Here is a 22,124-nt window from a genome sequence, read left to right as displayed (position 1 = left end):
GTCAGTTAAGCGTCCGGTAAGCACCGGCGGCCGGATCTTTCAGCTGCGGATGGATTTCATCCACCAGCTTGACGATCACCGCGCCGTCGGCCAGATAGGGCGACCAGACCTTACGGACTTCGTCCAGGCGCGCCTTCAGGATACTTGCATCGCTGGCTTCCTGCTGGCTTATCGCCACCACCACGGTGCCGTCAGCCTGCCAGCCGTTCAGCGCGGGCGCGTAAGGCACGATCATCCAGCTCTGCGGCGAACGCTCGTCGCTCAGCACCATACGCTCGTTGTTGACGGTGGTGATCTGCGTATCGCGACCAATCGCTTTGCCGTTCAGCCCGGAAACCGGGAAACCCTGCACGAAGCTGACCTGACGGCTTTTGGCGCCGCCTTTGCCCAGCTGCGTTAGCTGGCTGTCGCCGCTGAGCCAGCCGTCGCTGCCGCAGGTCACGCCGCCTTTCGCAGGCACAAACAGCGCGCTGGCCTGGCTGGCATTATTCCACCAGGTGCGGAAGTGGCAGCCGTCCAGCAGACTGAACTGGATCCACGGCGTGGTATCCGCCGGCGGCGATAGATCTTCTGCCTTAACCGGCGCGGCGGCTGGCGCGGTTTCTGTCGGTGCGGCCTGAACCGGCACGGTGGGTGTTGCCGCCTGTACCGGCGTGGCCGCTGGCGTTTGTGCCTCCATTTTGCTTTGCCAGCCCTGCGCTTTAGCGGCGCTGCCGTGCGCCAGCGCTTTGCCGTTGCTGTCGGTCAGCTGCCATTGAAACGTGGCTATTTTCGCGCAGCTGTGCGACATCAGGCCCGCGACCTGCGGCAGCAGCTCGTTTACCTTCGCCGGATCTTTATCACCGTTGGCCACGATGCGCAGCGCAACATCGCGCTTGCACCAGCTGGCAGGCTTCTGATCTTTAACGTTATCGAGCCAGACATCCATTTGCAGCGATTTAGCGGTGACGACGCGGTAATCCTGTGCCCAGGCACCGGATGCAATCAGCAGGGTGACACCCGTTAGCCAATATTTCATGTGGGTTAAAGCCTTATTTTAATCACGAAGAGGGAAAAACTGCGCTGCGGCTTCCAGCGAATGCAGCAGCGTGGTGTCCTGCGGATCGCCGACCCAGACGGCGACGGCGCTGTAATTGTCCTGGCTGGCGGCGGCCTGCCGCTCGTTTTTGCGGATAACCTGCTGCATCAGCGTCAGCCATTCGTCCGGCGTATTCACCATATGCAGCGACTCCTGCATGTTTTCCTGCGAAAGCCCGTGCCAGAACCCGTCGGTGCAAAGCAGGAAGGCGTCGCCGTCTTCGATCTCGACCACGTCGCTGTAGCTGGCGTCGCGCTCCTCATCGCCCATGCCGAGCGCAAAATAGAGCAGATTGCCGTTGATGCCTTCGGTCTGGTGACCGGCGTCCTTCATCTGCTGCACCAGGCTGTGATCGGTGGTGACGTGATAAAGGTAGCCGCGTCGGAACAGATAAAGGCGGCTGTCGCCCGCGTGCGCCCAGTAGGCCAGGTCGAAATCGCGATCGATAAACAAGCTCACCAGGGTGGTGCCCATGCGCTTATGGTCGCCGATCGCCTGCTGCTGGCGAATTGCGTGGTTGGCGTCGTTAACGTAGCGGCGAATACTTTGTGCGTCCAGGTGTCGCTCGCCGTTAAAGCGCTGGAGAATGGTATCGCGCGCCAGCGCCGCCGCGACGTCGCCGCCGGGCAGCCCCGCCACCCCGTCGCAGACCACGAAGCAGGCCGAGCGTTCGCCGATGCGCTCGCCGGTCTGATCCTGGTTGCTTTCGCGAGCGCCCTGGTGCGACATAGAGGCAATGGTGATATTCATCATTCTTCCGATCTGATTTGAGAATCTTTGTACTGGTTCACTTCCATGTCGTAGGCGTGCAGGAAGGCTTCGCCAAACAGCGTATGGAAGTCATCCTCAATTTCGCCCGCCGTTTCACCGTAGCGTTTGGCGAAGTGCTCCCACAGCGCGGCTTTACGGCTGTTGGGCAGCGACAGGCGAGAGATGGCGCCCTCTTCGCGCGCTTCTTCTTCCAGCTGCTGCGGGTTAAAGGATTGCAGCATCGAAGCGATAATCGCGCGGATCCCGGCGATCATGCCCAGCTGATGCGCCTGTAAATCGACCAGCGCATCGCGCACCGACTGCTTAGGCGGCATAAAACCCGGCATCCGGCTGCCGAACATCTGCATCAGCACCGATTTACCGGAAGGCAGCAGCTTAAACGGGTTGTTGGCCTCGTCGAGGATCACCGTCATTTCCGCTTTTACGCCGCGCTTGAGGATCGAGCGGGAGGAGAGCAGCGCCACCGTTCCCTGCGAGAACATGCTGAGCATTTGGCCCAGCTCCTGCATCGCGTCGCGGTCAAAGCGCGGCGTCGGCTGTAGATCGTTCAGCCCCATGCCGCCGATCAGCGCCTCCAGCAGCTCGCCGTCCAGCCGCTGACCGTCGCCGGAAGCGCTGTGCTGTTGCGAAGCCGTATTGGCGACCGGATCGATGCGCAGACGGCCTTTTGGCGGCGGCGTAGTGCTGCGCGCAACGGCCTGCGGCGTCGGCAGCGTGATGCCGCCGTACTCCTGCTGCGGCGGCCGCGCGGCGGCGGTGGGCTCGCTGAAATCGGCGTCGCTCGCCGGGTTTTCAGCAAAATGCGGAGGCTGGCCGCGATCCGTATCGCTTTGCGGCAGTTCAGCAAACAGCGGCGACTTGCTGAGATCGTCAGCGGCCTGCGGGTTTGTATCAAACAACGGTGACTTGCTGAGATCGTCAGCGGCCTGCGGGTTTTCGCCAAACAGCGGTGACTTGCTGAGATCGTCAGCCGTCTGCGGGTTTGTATCAAACAGCGGCGACTTGCTGAGATCGTCAGCGGCCTGCGGGTTTGTATCAAACAGCGGCGACTTGCTGAGATCGTCAGCGGCCTGCGGGTTTGTATCAAACAGCGGTGACTTGCTGAGATCGTTAGCCGTCTGCGGATTGCTTGTTGGCCTGCTGGTCGTCTGCGGCTGGCTGTCCAGCGCCTTTGGTGCCGGCGGCACAAACGCAGTCTGTGGCCGCTTCTGCTGCGGTTCATCCACCGGCGTCAGCGGGACGGCGTTGCCCATCATCAGCCCCAGAGGATCGTCGCCGTCGGCGGGTGTGCTGTTGCCGCTACCGAACAGCGCCATCGGATCCAGCTGCTGCTTTTTGTCCTGCTGCGGCTGCGTCAACGTGCCCGGCGTGCTGTCGTCAAAAATGCTTTGCCGATCGAACAGCGACTCGCTGCTGAACAGAGAGTCAGACGTGCGATCCCGACGATCCAGCTGCGGCGCTGGCTTATCGGCAAACTGCGCCAGCGGATCGACCGGGTTACGATCCTGCGCTTTTTCCGTCAGAGGATCCGATCCGGCTGGCGCGGGCCTGCTGCGGCTGGACAGGTTGTCGCTGATAGAAAACTCCTGCGCCAGGCTGTCCCAAATTTCACTGGGAATGGCGGCAGGCGCGCTTTCCTGCGGCGGTGCGGCCGGTCGGGCAACCGGCGCGGGTCTTGCCACGGGCTGCGCCGCCACGTTGAGTTCGCTGACCTGTAAACGGTACTCATCAATGCTAAGGATGTCGCCATCCTGCAAATCCACCTGCCGACCCCGCTCCAGCGGAATATCGTTCAGGTGCACCAGCGTCACGTTGCCGCGATTGGTAATGCGGCATTCGCCGTCGGCCGTGATATGCACAATGGCCTGCAGGCGGGAAATGGTGCGGTCATCGTCCGGCAGCACCAGGTTGTTGTCGGCGCCACGGCCGATAGTGCCGCCCGGCGGCAGAAAGTCGCAGCTGCTCTGCGGCGGCTGCTGGCCAGCTTTGGTCGCTATTATCGTAAATCGCATCACGTTTTCCTGCGTTGGATTTCGGCGTTCGGGCCGCGCCGGTAGGCCCGGCGGGCGTTGAAACTGATTGCTGCCCGGCATTGATTGCGCTATCCCGACAGCTTTAAACAGGGCGACGGCTTCGTCAGCGCATCGTGCCTTCGACGCTGTCTGTCACCTGGTCGCCCTTGCTGATATTCATTGTCCAGCGTTCAAAGTCATTGGTGATAAAGGTGTATGTGTAATCAGCGTTTTCAAAAGCGTATCCGCGAAAATCGCAAACGTCCGGGCAGTGCACATTAACGGTTTTGCCCTGCAGCAATATGCCTTTCCCATTGAGCTTGCTTCTGGAGTCCAGCGTGACGTCATTGCAGTCAACATTGCCTTCTTCGCACCAGGCCGTAATACGGGCCAGATATTTTTTGCTGTCAAAGGTGGCCGTATTGGCAGGATGCGCCGCATAAAAGCGACGAATTTTCGGCACGCTGTCTATTGACGCATTATTCACTCTTTGCGACAGCGCATTATCGACCAGCAGCGAGCGGGACTGGGGATCGTACGCCAGCACCACCGCAACCAGCGAGGTTTCTACCAGCGTGGTGGCGGTATAAATCACAGCGATTTTTACCTCACGGTCGCCAGGCGAGGAAATCACGCCCACGCCTTTCACGTCTTCGCACGCTTCGCCGTCAAAACGATTGAAGCCAATGGTCGGCACCAGGTTTGTCAGGCTTTCACCATCGCGCGACCAGCCAATAAAGCAGGCGTTCATATCGGCCCGCAGCAGACCTTTGCCCGGCACCATCACGCCCAGTAAATGGCCGCTATCTCGTACGGCAAAGGTCTGCTGGCCGAAAGGCTCTGCGCCAGCGATATCCAGCGACAGGGCTTTTTGCGCCAGTTCAGGCGCAAACGTATCCGCATCTGCCGTGACCAGATGCGGGCTGGCGACGGCGATGTTGGTTAATAAGGCAAGAGAGAGTAAAAGGCGTTTCATGCTGAGTTCCGGTAAAAAATTAAGGCATTTATAATGAAAGTCAGGTATTCAATAATATTTTCTGAGTACGCCGATACGATCGAACATGCTCTGATAAAGGCACCGGCTATCTGTATTACAGTCAGCACGTTTTTTTATCCAAATCTGCTGAGAGTGCATAACTTCATTGAGTTCATGCTTATTTTTAGCCTGTTTTAGTTGCCATAGTGCAGCACGATAGGCCTTATTAACACTCTTATCCCATGTGGCTAAATCAAACGAGATGCATATTGCCTTTTCATCATCTTGCTGTACCTTACGACAATTAAAAGAAGGCGAAGGTCTTTCGTCGATGATCCTTTTTAAAGTCAGGATACTGCTCATATTGCCGGAGACTAGCAGAGTATTTTTATCAGCTACCACCAGCCAAGGCTTAATATTGGCACCTTCGCTAGCAAAATTACCCTTTTTGCAGTGAAGCATCAGAGGCGTAACATGCTGGCTGCCTGAAAAAGCTAAATCGTAATCTTTAGCTATAGGTTTAACCGGCTCCGACTGACGTTCGCCTTCGGTTAGCGCAACCAGCTTGTCCAGACTTACGTCTGGCGCGCTATCGATCTCTGGAGAGCTACAGTCTGCCAGATAGCTCATTGGCGAACTGATTTCAGCCTGGCTTATTATCACACGTCGGCCAATAAGATAAGGATCGTTCGGAACAATATTATCGCTGCTGGTGATCCAAGTATCTGTGCCGACCTGAGCGACCTGCCAATTGCCCATAAGCACTGTCGGCAGTGGAGCAGCCAGGGATCGTCCAATCTTGAATGCTGTAATAAGAAGCAACAGTAAGCGACGCACTCTATTTCCTTTTTTTGCAGAAAGAATTAGTCAGCCTTGCTCGCCTGCAAGAGCGTGAAATCGCCCTCTGCCGGATCGTCTTTATCGCTGATCATCTGCCTGGTTTTCTGATCGACATAAACGCTGAATAATCTGTGCTGCGTCTCGGGATCGCCCGGACAATCGCCGCCGTGCTTTTCCACTACGTCGATCAGATCCAGACCAGGTTCAGCGTCTGCCGTTAGCAGATAGTTAACGCAGTTGGCGTCCGTCACCAGCTTGTTTTTCTCAACGGTGTTTTCAACCTGTATAACTGCTGACTCCGCTGTGCTGGTGGCCGTGGCGTAAAAACTTATCCCTGGAAAGAGAACAAAAAGAGTTAGTTTTAAGATTTTCATTATTTTTAATATTCTATCCTGCTGCTTCTGGTGGTAGTCTGTCAGACAGCATGTTTTGCCTTAAAAACGATAGTCTTATAACCTGAAAGCTGAGAATGAAATTCATACTCACTATAATAGATATCAACTTTTTCAGGTATTCAGAACGTTAATTATTAAACCTTGCAATAAATGCATGATTTGAAATGCTGGCGGGCGTTTATAGCGCCAACTAAACACCCATTTTGCTGGTAATAAAAACACAAACCAGGAAAGAAATTGTTATTAAAATTTGAACCTTAAATATATTATAAAATGAACTAATCCAGCGCAGATCATTATCAGCGTTTTTAACAAGATACGTTCTGGCCTGGTAATCAAGATAGCGCCCATCCTTAACCTTAACGCGCTTTCCCTTTAATAACATATTTAAAATAGAAACTTTAAATCCAACCCCCCAAAACCCTAAAGAATCATAAAAAGCATAATCCTCATTAGTGAGGTGACCTTTATTTATCAACAGCTGGAATGAACTTTCTAATTTATTTGAATTTCTCTTATAAAAAAAATAAAGATAAAAAATAGAACTAACGAGAAAGATAAAAAGCGTAACTTCCATGTATATTAGGAAATAAAGCCAGTCCATTTTATTCCCCTTTATAAAGAAGGTAGTTAATGCCATCACCCATAGTGCCACCTGCTTTATCACCAATATAGCCACCGGCCATACCACCAGCGTTCGCCGCTACAATACCGCAAACCAGCCCGCCAACACCCGCTGTAGCAGCGCCTGTCGCAAGACAAGCTGGTGCCGCTGCAACTGTAGTGCCACAGCCATCAGCGATTCCGCCTACCGTACTTACCGAAAATTTACTGTAGTTTTTTACGCTTGACCTTCCATTTTTTCGATTAGTCAGACAGGCAATCTTTTCAAAGAGGAGATTGCAATACCATTAAGATTATTTACTCTCTTTGATATTCCAGCCAGCGCCTTTACCGCCGAAAGCTGCCTGCCTGCGGTAACGTCATTATCTACACCAGCGTATTGATGGGGAATGGTTGTAGCGGGATCAATACGACAAATTAATCATAAGGTATTTCTTTGAGTTCTTTGCTTCTTTGCTCATCTAGCTTTGCAATGCAATTATTAGTAAATACCGCATAAGGATTACTATTTTCTGCGGCGACATGTGCAAACATTTTACACTGATTGTCACGATATTTTAGCCAGCCACGCTGAGCTTCCAGAAACACAGGAAGATAATTTTTCTTTACTTCTGGCTCGTCAGAAAAAGTTGCCTCAATACGTTTTTTTGCGTCTGAATATTCTTTGTTTAAGCTCTTTTCAGCTACGGCGCGGTTATTTTCAGCACAGGTAAAAACTTCAGGATCGCTGCTCTTTTTTGAGCAGTCGTCCATCGCAAGGGCAGAACCACTCAATGCCAGCAAGCCAATCGCTGCAACAGCTAACGCTTTCTTTTTCATATCATTTCCTAATTATCTATTTTTTCTCAGGTAGTTAGCCCTTTGACGGCCACCCTCATAACTTTGCACCTGAGCGTTGGTTTCAATAAAATTAATCAACGTGTCGTAGTCATTGGACATGCAGGCTTTCATTGTCCTTTCAAAACCCAAACCCTGATAGACAAAATCCACTGCAATTTCTCTGATTGGGTTTTTTAACGCTTCCCAACTGGTTCGTTCAGGAAAATTAGCGGTTTTGCTCAGGTAAACAGCTTTTGCCCTGGACACATAATTTGGATATATCAACTCAAACAAGCGAGCCTGCGCTTCTCGTGAAATGATGCCACATTCGTTCCGATGGTTGTTAACGAAGCGTTCAGCCGTTACGCCAGTTAACTTTCTTCCCTGCGACATTAGCTCTGCCTGATCGGCGGGTACGCCCGCCCGGGTCAAATCAAGGAAAATCGTCTCTTGAGTACGACCGCCCATATCGTAGCCCCGGCCAATAGTTACACCAGAAACGCCTTTAGGCCAATGCAGATGACGGCTGAAGTAGCTACTATGGGGATTATCATTTCCTTCAGCGTTAAATGTCACCTGGCCAGCACTGACGGTCAAACGACCAGAATTCAAATGTCGGTTTTCCTGCGGATCCCCGGATGGTGACCCTTGTGAATTTCCGGCTAACAATTTCCTGAAAGTTCTGCCGTTTGCATCGACTACGCCATCAGGGTGTTTAAGAAACTTTGCCTGATAGCTTTTGATTGCATCAAGCGTTTTTGGCCCAAACACACCATCGGCCCGCAGGTTATTAAATCCATTTTTTTGCAATAGCTGTTGGATCAGTTTTACATCATTGGGGTTATTTTTTGCCCCCTGACCAACAGAAAAAGAGATACCCATCAAAATCTCCTTATTTAATTTTGATATTATCAAGGCACCCTATGAGGTAATTGAATGATATCAAGTGATAAAAGCAATTTCCCCGCAAGGAAATTGCTTCAATAGCATTAAGCTTCTTTATTTTCTTTGATATTCCAGCCAGCGCTGCTTTCTGCGCCTTTACCGCCGGAAGAACTCTGCTCCCAGTACTGCTGCTTCACTTTGGAAGCCTGGAAGGAGTAGCTCATGCCTACGGTGTCGCCGTTATCAGCACCAACGTACTGCACGTTAGTCACCAGCACGTCTTCCAGCGTAATGCGGGTGTATTCAACCTGAGTGCCGCCAGCTTTGCATACGGACAGCTCAACTTTGGCGATGTGCTTGCCGCTTGCACAGTTCTTCAGCAGCGCGGTGGTGGACTTGTCGATCAGCGCTTCAACGTGCAGGTCGTTAAAGTTAACTTTACCGGCACCGCCGCCGCCGCCAACAGACATATTGCCCGGCTGAGAGGCGCCCCAGGAGAAAGAAGTGATATCGGTCCAGCCTTTGTGGTTAGAGTCTTTCGACTCGCCGGTTACACCGTCTACCTTCATAAACATATCAATAGCCATTATTTTCTACTCTTTTTTGATGGACAATTTTGCTTTTGACAAAGCAGCGACAGACAAAAAGGCATGCTTTTTGTCTTTTTTCCGACGATCTTGCAGCCGACCGTACAGAAATCTTTTAACCCGTCGCCAGGACGTAAATTTATTTTTTCCGGGAAGAGGAAATCACAGCGGAATAAATTAAATTTACAGATAGCATTGGCAGATATAAATTAGAGACTTATCACATGGCGCTTCACTTAAAAGGTCAGCGTTAAATAATGAAAAAAACTTTTTTGTCATTACTCAGCGTTATTTTTTTAGCGCTGTCCATCTATGCTCTGTTCACGCTTGCCAGCGGCATCTGGCTGGTAGCCCGCTATGAAAATTTTGATATAAACGCCTCAGGCTTTCTTTCGGGTGAACTGCTGTTCACCGCGCTCTGCCTGGGCTTCTGTTTTTTGATAAGGAAAGCGGCCAAAAAAGCACGTTGACCGCTTTAGCTTGAATTAATCAGCTTATAAAGGGAGCCGCCTTACCTTCCGCCAGGAGCCAGCGGTAAGCTCTCCCTTCAGCCTTTAAGCATCATCGCTTTTCAGCGAAGGCAGCTTAGAGACCAGACGCAGCGACACGGTCAGGCCTTCCAGCTGGTAGTGCGGACGCAGGAAGAATTTTGCGGCGTAATAGCCCGGATTATCTTCCAGCTCTTCCACCAGCACCTCGGCGGAAGCCAGCGGCTTGCGGGATTTGGTTTCCTGCGAGGAGTTGGCCGGATCGCCATCCACGTAGTTCATCACCCAGTCGTTCAGCCAGCGCTCCATCTCTTCACGCTCGCGGAAGGAACCGATCTTGTCGCGCACGATGCACTTCAGATAATGCGCAAAGCGGCAGCAGGCGAACAGGTACGGCAGGCGCGCGGCCAGACGTGCGTTGGCGGTGGCGTCCGGATCGTGATACTCGGTCGGCTTCTGCAACGACTGCGCGCCGATAAAGGCGGCGAAATCGGAGTTTTTGCGGTGTACCAGCGGCATAAAGCCATTTTTCGCCAGCTCGGCCTCGCGACGGTCGCTGATGGCGATTTCGGTCGGGCACTTCATGTCCACGCCGCCGTCGTCGCTCGGGAAAGTGTGGCAAGGCAGATTTTCCACCGCGCCGCCGGATTCCACGCCACGGATCGCCGTACACCAGCCAAACTCTTTGAAAGAGCGGTTGATGTTGGCCGCCATTGCGTAAGCGGCGTTCGCCCAGGTGTAGTTGCCGTGGTTCGCGCCCTCGGTTTCTTCCTCAAAGTCGAAGCTGTCGACCGGGTTGCTGCGGATGCCGTAAGGCAGACGCGACAGGAAGCGCGGCATCACCAGGCCCAGGTAGCGCGCATCTTCCGATTCACGCAGGCTGCGCCAGGCAGCATACTCGCTGTTCTGGAAGATTTTGGTCAGGTCGCGCGGGTTCGCCAGCTCCTGCCAGGACTCCATCTGCATCACTTCCGGCGCGGTGCCGGTGATAAACGGACAGTGCGAAGCCGCGCCGATACGCGCCATCTCGCCCAGCAGCTCCACGTCCTGCGGGCTGTGATCGAAGTAGTAGTCGCCTACCAGGCAGCCGAACGGCTCGCCGCCGAACTGACCATACTCTTCTTCGTAGATTTTCTTGAAGATCGGGCTTTGATCCCAGCCAACGCCTTTGTAGCGCTTCAGCGTGCGGCCCAGCTCTTTCTTCGAGATGCTCATAAAGCGGATTTTCAGCATCTCGTCGGTTTCGGTGTTATTCACCAGATGGCTCAGGCCGCGCCAGGCGCCTTCCAGCTGCTGGAAATCTTCGTGATGAATAATCTGGTTGACCTGCTTAGACAGCTTCTCGTCAATCTCGGCAATCAGCGCCTGAATGGTACGGTAAGCGTCGTCAGAAGCGGTAACGGTGTTTTCCAGCGCCTGCTGCGCCAGGGTTTTCACCGCGCTTTCCACCGCCGTGCGCGCAGAGTCGGTTTTCGGGCGGAACTCTTTGTTCAGCAGCGAGCTGAATTCATCCTGGCTCCAGGCCTGCTGGCCCTGCTGCTCAAGCTGGGAAGGATTGGTCATTACTGCTCTCCTTCTTTAGCCGCGTCATCCTGCTTTGGCAGGTGGCTGAGAGATTGCAGCAGCGTCGGATCCTTGAGGATTTTGGCAATCAGCTCTTCCGCGCCGTTTTTGCCGTCCATATAGGTCAGCAGGTTGGAAAGCTGGGTACGCGCATCCAGCAGCTTGTTCAGCGGCTCGACGTTGCGTGCCACCGCGTCCGGCGAAAAATCTTCCATGCTGTTGAAGGTCAGATCGATGTTCAGATTGCCTTCGCCGGTCAGCGTGTTTTGCGCCTGGAAAGCCACGCGCGGCTTCAGCGCCTTCATGCGCTCGTCAAAGTTATCGACGTCGATATCCATAAATTTGCGTTCGTCGACCGACGGCAGGTTATCGACCGGCTTGCCGACCAGATCGGCCATCACGCCCATCACAAAAGGCAGTTCGATTTTGCGTTCTGCGCCGTAGATCTCCACGTCATACTCGATCTGTACGCGCGGCGCGCGGTTACGGGCGATAAATTTCTGCCCGCTGGATTTACTAGCCATAATGTTCTCCATTGGTATGCGCGATTAGTCAGGACGCCTCAGTCGTGACGCCCGAAAATGTTTTCCAGCTGATGCACGCCGTCCGGCGCCAGGTCGCGGATAATGCTCATAAAGTCCATCTCGATCATGCGCTGTACGCGGTCGATCATCAGCGGCGCCGGATGGCTGGGTTCGTGCTGCACAAAATACTGTTTCACCTTTTCCAGCATCAGCTGCGCATCGGCGCGCGATGCGGGCTGCACGCTGCGCCAGTCGGTCTGCGTCGTCCTGGCCAGCTGCTGCGTCGGGGCGCTTTCCGCCTCTTCGCTGGCGGCCTGCGGGAGCAGAGCGCTGACGTCGGTCATTTCGCAGGCCTGCGCGACGGTATTGACCGTTTTCAACAGCTGCGCCATTTCCGGCACGCCGCTTTCGCCCAGGTGCTCCATCAGCGTTTCACGAATAGTTTGTAACCGCTCACTTATGCTGCGAATAGCGACAATGCCCGGTTGTTCGCTCCGGGCCAGCTCGTCCAGCAGCCTTGCACGGCCGCCGGGAAACTCGTCGCACTCGCTTTTGCTGCCGTCCAGCAGCGCACAGGCGTCGCGCAGAGAAAGCTGATCGGCGGCGTTGCGCAGCAGCATCGACTGGCGCAAAGCCGTAGTAAGCGCTGACTTATCACCTAAAGCCGCCAGCGCGTTGATGCGGTAAAAGGGATCGTAGTCGCCGTCTTCGGTCAGTACCGGCCACAGCGGCTCCCAGTAGAGCAGCAGCGACTGCTTGATCAGCTGTAAGCCGTCGGCGTAGCCGCTTAAGCCTCGCAGCTGGGTCCAGGCCTGGGTCAGCGCCAGCATCACGCGCAGATCTTTGCTGCGCGTCAGCAGGCTGCCCGCCAGCTTCGCCACCTTGTTCCAGTCCGCCGGTTCAGCGGGAATGATGGTGTCGCCAAACTGCTGCTCGGCTTTGCCCGCGCTGGCCTGCTCCATCGCCATATAGTCGGCGTCATATTCCAGGTTTTCCCCGCACGGCCGATCGCTGCTGATGGGGGCTAGTAGCTCGTCAAGATTCATGGCAGTTCCTTACTCGAACATCGGCGGATAAAGACCGTGGCGGCCAGGCTTTGCGCCAGCGGCCGGATCGAACAGCATCGAAAACAGCTGGCCGGTGAAGTTGCCGCTGTGCACGTGGGTATAAAGCGGCTTGCCGTCGGCCTGATTCGTCCACCAGAAGCTGGTGTAGTGCTGCGGATCGAAACAGTCGGAAGCGCGTCGCCAGCTCAGCGTCGCCCGCTGTTCCTGATAGCCGATAGCGTCAAGAATGGCCGACTGCTGCGGCTGCGGCAGGTTCAGCGCCAGCAGCGTGCCGTCGAGCTGTGCCGACGACCAACCTTCACGTACGGCGTTCAGCAGGATGCGGCCCAGCTGCTGATACCAGTCACCCGCCAGCGCCAGCTGCGCCTGCGTCCAGCTCTGCGGCGAAAAGGTTATCAGCGCGCAAAGCGGATAAAGCCGGCCAACGCTGTCGCGCGAGGGCACCAGGCAGCCCATCTGGATCTGCTGGCTGCCCAGCATCGGCGGCACCACAAAGTTCCAGACCGGCGCGTCGGCAAACTGCCGTTCGCCCTCGGTGTTTTCCTGGCGATGCAGCAGCCCGACCTGAAACCAGTGCGACCACTGCGCCAGCAGCGCGTCCGGGAAACGACGCTTTAAAAAATCGCCGCCGCTCGGCAGCTTTCCATACCAGCAGAGTGCGGGCGTCTGACTCATGTTGTTCTCCCGGCTCATGGGCAGGCGAAACCGGGCAGCTGGAACGGGTTACGAATGCTGTTCGGCGTAAATTCCAGCGTCACGTGGTGGCCGCTGACGTTAAAAGAGGCCTGACGGCTAAGGCTGCTACCGCCTGCGGAGAGCTGCGCGCGGTCGAAGAACCGGTTCAGCGCCCAGGCGCCGTTGGTGACCAGCGTTGCCGTGGTGCCGTTGGCGAGGCCAAGCTGCATGCGCACCTGGCTGGTGCCGCCGGGGCCAGGCCAGCTCATCAGCTGTACCGCCTGCGGGCCGTGGCTGTATTGCAGCAGCTGCCCGTCCACATCCAGCGTCATGGTCAGAATATCGTTATCCATCTGGCCGGTGCGCACCGTCACGCGGTAAGAAGGCGTGGTCGCGCCGTTGGCGAAAAAGGCGTCGCGAATGCTCTGCGCCTGCTGAAAAGGCCGCAGCACGCTTTCGCCGCCCGGCAGCGTTTTGCCGTCAATGCCGGGCATAAAGCGCCAGCTGGCCTGGGTGGTATCAACCTTGTTTGCCAGGTTGTCGCGGAAAAAGCTGTCCATCAGCCCGCTGCCCGGCGCGAACATGCGCGCCAGATCGTCCGGCGTCACTTCCGCCCGTGCCGAATGCGACAGCGGATAGCGTCCGGCAATCGCCTGGCGACAGAAGCTGCCGACCTCAACGTTGATACGCTTGCGGATATTGTCTAAATCGCGGCGCTGCGTATCGCTGCTGGCGCCCACCGCCATGCTGGTAAACATGGTCTGCAACGAGCCGGGTAACCGCCCTGCGCTGGCCTGCAAACGGCTGATGGCTTCGCCGGTCGGCGGCGGCATTCCGCTGTTGGCCGCGTCCTGCACGGCGGTGAGGTAACGATAGAGATCGTCAATCTGATGCAGGAAATCGTCAAAGGCGATGGTTTTACCACCCTTCTCCAGCGGCTGCGCCAGCTCGGTAACAGGAGCAAAGTGAGCGGTTACTGACTGCTCCGGCGTCTGCTGCTGCTGGCTGGCTGCCGTGGCCGCCTGACGCGCGTGGAACAGCGCATCCAGCGTGCTGCTGGCGCTCTCCTTGCTCGCCTCTTCCTTGCCTGCTTCCGGCGCGGCCTTATCCAGTACCAGATAGTGACTGAGATTAATCACCAGCTTGCGCAGCGGCGAGTTATTGCCGGAAAGCAGACGTGCCGCGTTAATGCGCTGCGACAGATCCGCGCTGTTGTTCAGCTGGATATCCTGCAACAGCCCGTCCCACTGGCGCATATAGTCGCTCATATAGCGCTGGCGCACGGCGTAATCGATCTGCTGCTGCGTTTCGCTCTGCACCGTCTCGCTCAGCACCCAGCGATCGTCGTCGTGCAGCGATTTGGTGACGGCAGCGATATTTTTATCAAAGCTGTTCCAGTAGCCCTCTGGCGTAAACAGGCCCGGAATGCCTTCGCTAATCGCCTTGCCGCTTTTGCGGGAAAAGACCAGCTCGCTCTGCGGGCCGCCCATCAGCGCCAGGGAAACCGGCTTGAGGCTGTCGTCCCGCTCCAGCAGACGCTTCAGTCGACCGTAGACGCGCTGCGACAGCGGCATCTGATTGATGAGCGCCTGCTCGCGCTTTACCAGGGCGTCATCCTTTGCGTAAGGCGACGCCTGGATCTGCGTCTCCAGCAGCTGCGCCAGATGCCAGTCGAGCTGTTTGATCTGCGCCTGGGTGATGTTCTGCGGCTGGCTGCGCGCGATATTCAGCATTACCCAGGCATGCAGGAACTTGCCGTCGTAGTGCTTCGGCTGATAGAGCATCTGGTAAGCCTTCAGCGCTTCATAGCTGTAGTCCGCGTCGCTGCCGTTATCCGCGCGCAGCCAGCTGGTGATAAGCTGCGCCACCTGCGGCATCACCAGCTGCTTCAGCGCTTTCTGGTAAAGCGCCTGGGTAGCGTCGCTGACCTCTTCGCCACGGTACAGCCCCATGCGGCGCGTAATCGGCGGATCGTTAAGGTCAAAATCGGCGCTGTCCGGCAGATGCAGCACGCCGTTCAGGTAAGGCAGCAGCGACCAGAGATCGGCCGTCTGCAAATTCTGGCCCAGCGCGTTGATTTCCGGCACCTTCGCCTGCACTTCCGCCAGCCAGGCCTTGTTGTTGCGGTAGCTTGTGCTCCACAGCAGCGTGGCGACGATCAGCGCACCCAGCAGCAGCACGTAGCCAGACCAGAGCACCGCGCGGTTACGCAGCTCCCACCAGCGGTTGCTGCCCGCCAGGCCCGCTTCCTGAAAGATCACGTTCTGCAGCAGATCCTTTAAGAAGAAGCTCTGACCTTTGTTGCCGGGAATAGGCGCGGCCTTATCCACCCTATCCCAGGCGCCGCTGTTGCCGCTGTCGGACTCTGGCAGCTGAAGCGTGCGGCTCAGCTCGCCCATTACCCGATCAAACGGCAGGCCTTCCTGGGTGCCGCTGGCGAAGTAGATGCCGCGCGGCGAAAACTGCGTTTCGAAGTTGGAACGGCTGAATACCGTCTCCAGATAGTCGTTAAGCAGCGGACGCAGCGCCGCGAACTCCTGCGGGAACAGATAGCTTTCCGCACGGGTTTGGGCATCGCTTTCCTGGATCAGCGTATCCGGCAGGCCCGCGTCCAGCCGCTGTTGCAGCAGCGCGTATTCCTGCGTGAAAGCGCCGGGCAGATCGAAATCGGCCTGTTTCGCACGCTCCCACGGAAAGGTGAAGCCCCAGACCTGATCGCGCTGCGCCTTATCGAACTTGCTGAAATAGGCGTTAAAGCCTTTCAGCAGATCGGTTTTGGTTACCAGCACGTAAACCGGAAAGCGAATGCCCAGCTGTTCGTGCAGCTCCATCAAGCGCTGGCGCAGCGACAGCGCCTGCTGACGCGAGGCTTCCGCAGACTGGGTCATCAGATCAGAGACGCTGACGGTGACGATCACGCCGTTGACCGGCTGGCGCCCGCGATACTTGCGCAGCAGATCGATAAATTTGCTCCACTCGCTGGCGTCCTGCTGCCGCTCGCTCTCCTGCGTGGTGTAGCGGCCCGCCGTATCCAGCAGCACCGCCTCGTTGGTAAACCACCAGTCGCAGTTGCGCGTGCCGCCGATACCGCGCAGCGCGGCTTTGCCGAAGCGGTCGGCCAGCGGAAATTGCAGGCCGGAATTCGCCAGCGCGGTGGTTTTCCCCGCGCCGGGCGCGCCGATAATCACATACCACGGCAGCTGGTAAAGATACTGACGGCTGAAGCGCTGCGTCCAGCGACGGTTGCCCGCGCGGCTGAAATGCGCTTTTTTCAACAGCTCGGCGGCTTCGGTAAAGCGCTCCGCCAGCACGCGATCTTCGCTGGTCAAACGCTTGACGTTCGGATCGTCCTCCTCCGTGGCCGGATTCAAACTGCCCATCAGCTTGCGGTTCAGCCAGGCGTTGTAAAGACGCGGCACCACGTTGCTCAGGCCCCAGGCGATATAAAGCAGCGCGATACTGATCTGGCGATTGACTTCCGGCTCCAGCGGCCGCGAGTCGACGATAGAGAAAACCGGCCCGATCACCCAGATAATGAATGACAGCGCGGTAATGCCGAGAAAGCCCCACATCAGCCGGTTGGTCATAATGGCAAACAGAATATTCATCATCCGTTAATTTCCTTGCTGCGACGTCAGTTCCGCGCGGGTGTTGTCAGGGGAAACCAGCAGCGTGATATCCACACGGCGATTGCGCGCCCGGTTGGCAGCGGTGGTGTTCGGTACCAGCGGATTGGTTTCACCGCGCCCTTCCGCCTTCACGCGCGCGGGCTGGCTCAGCGTCTGCTGTAGCCGTTCCTGCACCGATTTCGCTCTTGCCAGCGACAGCTCGTAATTAGAGGCGAAGCGGGCGCTGCGGATTGGCACGTTGTCGCTGTAGCCAATCACCAGAATGCGGCCGCTGACGTTGTTCATCGCCTGAGCAATGCGATCCAGCACCTCTTCATAGCGGCCGCGCACGGTTGTGGAGCCGGAGGTAAACAGGCCGTCGCCTTTCAGCGTCACCACGCTTTGATCCGCTTCGTCTTTCACCGACACCAGCCCCTCGTCGATTTCCGGCTTCAGGAAGGCTTTCAGGTTCAGCGCGGCGGGCGCGGGCGGCGCGGGATTGTGAATGGTTACTTCCGGCAGCGAGGTCTGATAGACCGAGGCCAGCACCGGACTGGTCGCATCGCTCAGCCGCCAGTTCAGCAGAATGTAGAGCAGACAGGCCAGCAGGCCCACCAGCGCGGCGCAGGCCCACAGCGGCACAACCGGACGCCACAGCCTGCGCGTGACCGGATGATCTTCCGGATGTGGCGACAGCGGCGGCGGATAGCCGCCACGCACCGAACGGATCATTTGCAGCAGGCGGCTTTTGATCGTCTCCAGCTGCGAACGGCCGTTATCCAGCACGCGATAGCGCCCTTCAAATCCCAGCTGCAGGCAGTAGTTAATCAGCTCCAGCAGCGCAATCTGTTCGCGCGGATTCTGCGACAGCTTGGCCAGCAGCTGGAAAAACTTCTCGCCGCCCCAGGTTTCATTATGAAAGGTCACCAGCAGGCCCTGCCCCGGCCAGGCGGCGCTGCCCCACGGCGTCAGCGCCGCCGCTTCGTCGATAGCGGTGCACAGGCAGTAGCGCGCGCCAATAATCACCTCGTAAGGCAGCCCGGCGCGCTGGCAGTGCATTTCAAACTGGCGGATTTCATCGATCAGACGCTGGCGCAGACCGCCAGGATCGGCGTGCGTCACCGAGTGGCGGATCTGCGGGATTGCATTCAGTAGGGGATTTGCCGCCGCAACCAGCGGGTTAACGCTGCTCGCGCCCGAAAAAATGTCGCCCTGTGCGGCGGCCTGTCGTTGCTGCATGTCTCTTGCTCCTGACGTCAGGCGGAATGACTACGAATGGCCCAGAATTCCATGGCGAGGCCGGGAAAATCACCGGCCAGATGAAGCGCGAAGGTGCCGGACTTTTCCATTTCCTGCCAAAGCTCGCTGCCCTTATCCAGTTCGAAATAGCTGTAGCCGGCGTGCCACGGGATCTGCGGCGGCGCGACCGACATCGGGCGCAGGATCATGCCCGGCAGCTGTAGCTGCACCAGATCGCGGATTTTTGTCACCGGCGCGACTTTCATCTGCGCGGGGAAGTGGGTCAGCAGCGTATCGGCGGGCACGCTGGCGCGCACCGCCAGCACAAAGCCGAACTCGCGCACCATCGAGCTGGTTGGCACCGTCGCCACGTTCAGGCCGTGCGAGCGTTCGGTCAACGGCAGCTGCACGGCATTTTCTTCCAGCACCTGCGACAGCCCCTGACGCAGCATCAGCATCAGCCTGCCAAAGCAGCGAGCCAAATCGTCATGGTCGTAAACCGGCAGCGAAGCGTCCGGGAAACGCTGCGGCGTGTAGGTCGCCAGCTCGCAGGCAAACGCCAGCCAGCTGGCGAACAGCGTTTCCGGGTGCAGCAGCGGCAGGTTTTTCAGGTGGCTGACGTGGCCCAGATGGTGGTTAACCAGCGCCAGCAGCATAAAGTCGACCATATCCGCAGTATTGAAACGCCCCGGCTGCTGGAGCCGCTGGCCGATCTGCTGGCTGCGCTGCTGCAACAGGCCCGGCATATCGTTGAGGTAGTCGCCAAGCTGCGGGCTGGCGCCGCAGTTCAGCATCGGTGGTATATAGCCGCTTTCCAGCCGCACCTGATTGCTGCGCTTCTCCAACACTTTTATCACGGCCATCGCCGTCCATTCGGCGCTCAGCTCGCTTTCCAGCATCAGGCGCAGGCGCAGCTTGCCAAACTGCACGGCGGCCGGGCTGACCGACAGCGCGTTGCAGTCGTCCACCTCTTGCTCAAACGTGATATAGCGCGCCAGCGAGTCGGCGGTTTCGCTGAAAATTACCTCGTCGCGGCCGTTGCGACGCGCGGGCAGCGCCAGCAGCACTTTTTCGCTGCCCTGACCGTCCGGTATCGCCAGCGGCGGCGGGCCGTTTTTGCCGTCACGAAACGAGAAGAAGGTGCCGTCGGGCAGCAGGCCGCTGGCCGAACTGAGGGCGACTTTGCCCTGGCGCAGCAGCGCCTCGTCAATTTCGTAGTCGAGAAAGCCCCACATATAGGGCCGCTGCGCCTGGCCCCACTGATTCAGCAGGCTTTGCTGATAGCTTTCCGCCTGCTGAAAATGATGCGGGCGCAGGAACATGCCTTCGGTCCAGACCACTTTTTCTGCTTTGTTCATAAGGCTTCCGTTTTCAGGCTGGCGTCAGTGACTGACGGCAAGGAGTCCGCTGTCGTTAGCGATGAGGGTGGCCTGCAGCAGGCTGTCCGTCTGCTGCCAGATCGTGCTGGCGTCCGCGCCGGACGGCAACGGCAGCGCAAGGCGCCACTTTTTGCCGTCGAGCGACTGGTATTCTGCAAGCACGCCTATATAGCGAGCCTCGACCGGCAACGGCCCGCTCAGGGTGTCGGCGCTTTTTCCGGGCATCAGGAAGAGTTGTTCGCTGTTCAGCAACGCGCCGCCCAGCAGGGCGCCCGTTTTGTTTTGCAGCGAATAAAAATCGGCGGACAGGAAATCGGCGTCGGACCGCAGCAGCAATACGCGCACCTTAAGCGGCGCGCCGTGATTAATCTGCGAAGGGTGCCTGAACGCCAGGCTGTAGTGAGAAGGTACGCTGTGCGAAGTGCAGCCTGTCAGCACGCTGAATGCCATCAGGAAAAGCGCCTGAAAGCTCAGGCGCAAAACGTTTCTGTTCATGATTATTAGCTACTGGATTATTAGCTACCGGATTAGTCGATTACCCAGGTTCCGCTGTTGCTGTTCTGGCAGGCTTTGCTGTCGCCATCCACCGCAACGCAGGTCTTTTTCGTCGGCGCGCGAACGCGTTTGCGGCGGGCATCGGCTTTTACGGTTTTATCGTAAAGGTCGCTTTTCACCACGGCGCGCAGCGGCACGTAACCAATCAGCTGCTCTTCTCCGCTTTCGGCGATGGCGAACCAGTTGTTCTCCACCGAGCCAAGCACGGTATAGGGCTTGCCGTTTTCCAGATGGCTGACCAGCTTGCCGCCGAAGTCAGGACGCGTCATCACCGAAGCGGCGTAAAGCGCCCGATACTCCTCGTTCACCGGGGTGAAGGAGAGCGGCGGCTGCACCGCATGACGATAGGTCAGCTTCACGCCGTCAACGGTGCTGGAAACGATCGTATCGTCGGTCATTGGCGGCGGCGGCGCCTTACATCCCGCCACAGTCAGAACAAAAAGCAGGCTTAGTGCAATTCGAATTTTCACCCGGGTCCTCATGATTTCTGTTTAAAAAGGCGTGCGCGAAAGCGCGACGGGAAGCGGCCCGGACAGGCCTGAAGCAAAAGTCTGCTATTGGCTGGCCGCACCACGTGGAAAAACAGCCCCCGCCGCGCCCGATTAGTACAATGGTTAACACAACCGAAGCGTTTCTGTTTACCCGCCAGCGGGAGAACAACGTCTGGTTAGCGGATTAATTATTAAGCAAGCCGACGATTAAAACAGGTGCTGGCCGTGTTATAGCACCATTTAAAGCTGGACATTCAGCAATTTTTTACGGCCTGCCGCGCTCAATCCGGCTGGAAGTTAACCGTTCAGATAACCGTTTTTTCAGATTTTCTTTATTGATTATCCGCAGCAATTATGCGGACAAAAAAGGCAATAACGTCAGATAAATGAATGGATTAGTCCATTATTCTGCGCCACCATAGCTACCGCACGGGCCAGTGCTGAAGCAGGCTGCCCGTATAAAACCCAGGGATTAATACCCCCTTTTTTCGGCAAGTTTACAGAGTCTTTCCAATTATTCAACGTTACGCCCCGCCCCGGCAAAGCTTTAGCCTTGCTAATGTAAAAAAAATAAACAAAATTTGACCGTTCTGGCGCACATTTTCCCGAAAGCGCCCCTCTTTGATGATGTTTTCTTCATCTTCCAATTGCATTTAGCTACTAAAAAACAGGATTTAAATAACCAAATATTATATAGACACAGTCCGCACTGGCACTGAACTTTAATACAGGGGAGGAAGGTAATTTCGGGGAGAAAATAAAAAAGATAAAGTATCGGATGAGACGATTATTTCCGTCCCACCCAGTTACTTACGCTGACTAAAGAAAAATTGAGAGGTTTTTACTGCGCACAGGGCAAACTTAAGCAATCAGAATCTCTTCGAGTTCCTGTAGCGTGGCGACCTGCCAGGTGGGCGCTATGCCGTCGGGCAAAGGGCGGTTATCGGCGTTCAGCCAGCAGGTCGCCAGCCCGGCGCGCATTCCGCCCAGAATGTCGGAATCGGGGTTGTCGCCTACCATCATCACCCGCTCGCGCGAAGGATTGCCCATCTTTTCCAGCGCGTGATTGAAGATAGCCGGATGCGGCTTGGCGTGGCCGACCTGTTCGGAGATCACCAGCAGGTCGAAATAGTCCAGAAATCCGGTGCGCTCCAGGCGGGTTTGTTGCAGGGCGGTAAAGCCGTTGGTGATGATGCCCATCTTTACTTTACCCTTCAGGCGGTTGAGCAAATTCACCGCGCCGGTCAGCGGCAGGCAAAGCTCGGCCATCGCGCTCAGAAAACCGTTGTTGAGATCGAGCGGCGTGACGTTCAGCCTGTCGGCCCAGCCCTGGAAACGCTGGTGCTGTAGCTGAAGCGCGGTAATAGCGCCGTTCTGATACTCCACCCACAGCGGCTTGTTAACCGACTGGTATTGCTGATAATCATCCGGTGAGAACACCACGTCATACTGCTGAAACAGACGCTGCAATCCGGCGTACGCATCAAAGTGAAACAGCGTGTCGTCAGCGTCAAACAATATCCAGTCCCACTCTTTAAGCATTGGTTA

21 protein-coding genes are annotated in these 22,124 nt (G+C 56.6%); 1 reads left to right on the top strand and 20 read right to left on the bottom strand.

Going from position 1 to position 22,124, the window contains the following annotated elements; translation table 11 throughout:
• Position 1 precedes the first annotated feature (1 nt).
• The 10 genes from ACVWZ0_RS03885 to ACVWZ0_RS03840 form a co-directional block, all read right to left on the bottom strand.
• Positions 2 to 1,018, bottom strand: coding sequence for a hypothetical protein (locus ACVWZ0_RS03885; RefSeq protein WP_253455490.1), 1,017 nt, complete (start codon positions 1,016 to 1,018; stop codon positions 2 to 4).
• Positions 1,019 to 1,036: 18 nt separating this feature from the next.
• Entirely contained in the window at positions 1,037 to 1,828 is a 792-nt protein-coding gene (locus tag ACVWZ0_RS03880) for a PP2C family protein-serine/threonine phosphatase (RefSeq protein ID WP_253455491.1), read from the bottom strand.
• Positions 1,828 to 3,861: a type VI secretion system-associated FHA domain protein TagH gene (gene tagH, locus ACVWZ0_RS03875; RefSeq protein WP_253455493.1), complete on the bottom strand. Its 2,034-nt coding sequence runs from the start codon at positions 3,859 to 3,861 to the stop codon at positions 1,828 to 1,830. The genes ACVWZ0_RS03880 and tagH overlap by 1 nt, the downstream gene beginning before the upstream one ends.
• A gap of 124 nt (positions 3,862 to 3,985) precedes the next feature.
• Entirely contained in the window at positions 3,986 to 4,837 is an 852-nt protein-coding gene (locus ACVWZ0_RS03870; protein ID WP_253455495.1) for a hypothetical protein, read from the bottom strand.
• Between the two features lie 48 nt (positions 4,838 to 4,885).
• A complete protein-coding gene (locus tag ACVWZ0_RS03865) occupies positions 4,886 to 5,674 on the bottom strand; it encodes a lysozyme inhibitor LprI family protein (RefSeq protein WP_253455497.1) in 789 nt (262 codons plus the stop codon).
• A gap of 26 nt (positions 5,675 to 5,700) precedes the next feature.
• Complete coding sequence (locus ACVWZ0_RS03860) at positions 5,701 to 5,928, bottom strand: hypothetical protein (RefSeq protein ID WP_456783659.1); 228 nt, start codon at positions 5,926 to 5,928, stop codon at positions 5,701 to 5,703.
• Between the two features lie 334 nt (positions 5,929 to 6,262).
• Positions 6,263 to 6,676 carry a hypothetical protein gene (locus tag ACVWZ0_RS03855; protein ID WP_253455501.1) on the bottom strand — a complete coding sequence of 138 codons (414 nt, stop codon included), beginning with the start codon at positions 6,674 to 6,676 and terminating at the stop codon, positions 6,263 to 6,265.
• Between the two features lie 437 nt (positions 6,677 to 7,113).
• Positions 7,114 to 7,515 (bottom strand): lysozyme inhibitor LprI family protein, encoded by a 402-nt coding sequence (locus ACVWZ0_RS03850; protein WP_253455502.1) that lies wholly within the window; start codon positions 7,513 to 7,515, stop codon positions 7,114 to 7,116.
• A 12-nt stretch (positions 7,516 to 7,527) separates the two neighbouring features.
• Positions 7,528 to 8,397, bottom strand: coding sequence for a peptidoglycan-binding protein (locus tag ACVWZ0_RS03845; RefSeq protein ID WP_253455504.1), 870 nt, complete (start codon positions 8,395 to 8,397; stop codon positions 7,528 to 7,530).
• 107 nt (positions 8,398 to 8,504) lie between these two features.
• On the bottom strand, positions 8,505 to 8,987 hold the full coding sequence (locus ACVWZ0_RS03840) for an Hcp family type VI secretion system effector (protein WP_253455505.1): 483 nt from the start codon (positions 8,985 to 8,987) through the stop codon (positions 8,505 to 8,507).
• Between the two features lie 257 nt (positions 8,988 to 9,244).
• Between ACVWZ0_RS03840 and ACVWZ0_RS03835 the strand changes: the two genes are divergently transcribed.
• The gene (locus tag ACVWZ0_RS03835) at positions 9,245 to 9,457 is read left to right on the top strand and encodes a hypothetical protein (RefSeq protein WP_253455506.1); all 213 of its coding nucleotides are present in this window, start codon (positions 9,245 to 9,247) and stop codon (positions 9,455 to 9,457) included.
• Positions 9,458 to 9,541: 84 nt separating this feature from the next.
• Here ACVWZ0_RS03835 and tssC read toward each other — a convergent pair whose 3' ends face one another.
• The 10 genes from tssC to yjjG all read right to left on the bottom strand — a co-directional run bounded on the left by tssC (position 9,542) and on the right by yjjG (position 22,118).
• Positions 9,542 to 11,038, bottom strand: coding sequence for a type VI secretion system contractile sheath large subunit (gene tssC, locus ACVWZ0_RS03830; protein ID WP_253455508.1), 1,497 nt, complete (start codon positions 11,036 to 11,038; stop codon positions 9,542 to 9,544).
• A complete protein-coding gene (gene tssB, locus ACVWZ0_RS03825) occupies positions 11,038 to 11,574 on the bottom strand; it encodes a type VI secretion system contractile sheath small subunit (protein WP_253455511.1) in 537 nt (178 codons plus the stop codon). The genes tssC and tssB overlap by 1 nt, the downstream gene beginning before the upstream one ends.
• A 26-nt stretch (positions 11,575 to 11,600) precedes the next feature.
• Positions 11,601 to 12,608: a type VI secretion system protein TssA gene (tssA, locus tag ACVWZ0_RS03820; RefSeq protein ID WP_253455513.1), complete on the bottom strand. Its 1,008-nt coding sequence runs from the start codon at positions 12,606 to 12,608 to the stop codon at positions 11,601 to 11,603.
• A gap of 9 nt (positions 12,609 to 12,617) precedes the next feature.
• A complete protein-coding gene (gene tagF / locus ACVWZ0_RS03815; RefSeq protein WP_253455515.1) occupies positions 12,618 to 13,304 on the bottom strand; it encodes a type VI secretion system-associated protein TagF in 687 nt (228 codons plus the stop codon).
• A gap of 14 nt (positions 13,305 to 13,318) precedes the next feature.
• The gene (gene tssM, locus ACVWZ0_RS03810; protein ID WP_253455517.1) at positions 13,319 to 16,915 is read right to left on the bottom strand and encodes a type VI secretion system membrane subunit TssM; all 3,597 of its coding nucleotides are present in this window, start codon (positions 16,913 to 16,915) and stop codon (positions 13,319 to 13,321) included.
• 3 nt (positions 16,916 to 16,918) lie between these two features.
• Complete coding sequence (locus ACVWZ0_RS03805) at positions 16,919 to 18,151, bottom strand: DotU family type VI secretion system protein (RefSeq protein ID WP_253455519.1); 1,233 nt, start codon at positions 18,149 to 18,151, stop codon at positions 16,919 to 16,921.
• Between the two features lie 17 nt (positions 18,152 to 18,168).
• Positions 18,169 to 19,509 carry a type VI secretion system baseplate subunit TssK gene (tssK, locus tag ACVWZ0_RS03800; RefSeq protein WP_253455521.1) on the bottom strand — a complete coding sequence of 447 codons (1,341 nt, stop codon included), beginning with the start codon at positions 19,507 to 19,509 and terminating at the stop codon, positions 18,169 to 18,171.
• Positions 19,510 to 19,533: 24 nt separating this feature from the next.
• Complete coding sequence (gene tssJ / locus ACVWZ0_RS03795) at positions 19,534 to 20,025, bottom strand: type VI secretion system lipoprotein TssJ (protein ID WP_253455523.1); 492 nt, start codon at positions 20,023 to 20,025, stop codon at positions 19,534 to 19,536.
• 32 nt (positions 20,026 to 20,057) lie between these two features.
• Positions 20,058 to 20,555, bottom strand: coding sequence for an SH3 domain-containing protein (locus ACVWZ0_RS03790; RefSeq protein ID WP_253455525.1), 498 nt, complete (start codon positions 20,553 to 20,555; stop codon positions 20,058 to 20,060).
• Between the two features lie 882 nt (positions 20,556 to 21,437).
• The gene (gene yjjG, locus ACVWZ0_RS03785; protein ID WP_253455527.1) at positions 21,438 to 22,118 is read right to left on the bottom strand and encodes a pyrimidine 5'-nucleotidase; all 681 of its coding nucleotides are present in this window, start codon (positions 22,116 to 22,118) and stop codon (positions 21,438 to 21,440) included.
• Between the last annotated feature and the right edge of the window lie 6 nt (positions 22,119 to 22,124).

The sequence above is a fragment of the Erwinia sp. TECH1 genome (genome assembly GCF_054057575.1).
Note: the sequence above shows the minus strand (reverse complement) of the source record. Positions and strands in the feature narration are given on the sequence as shown.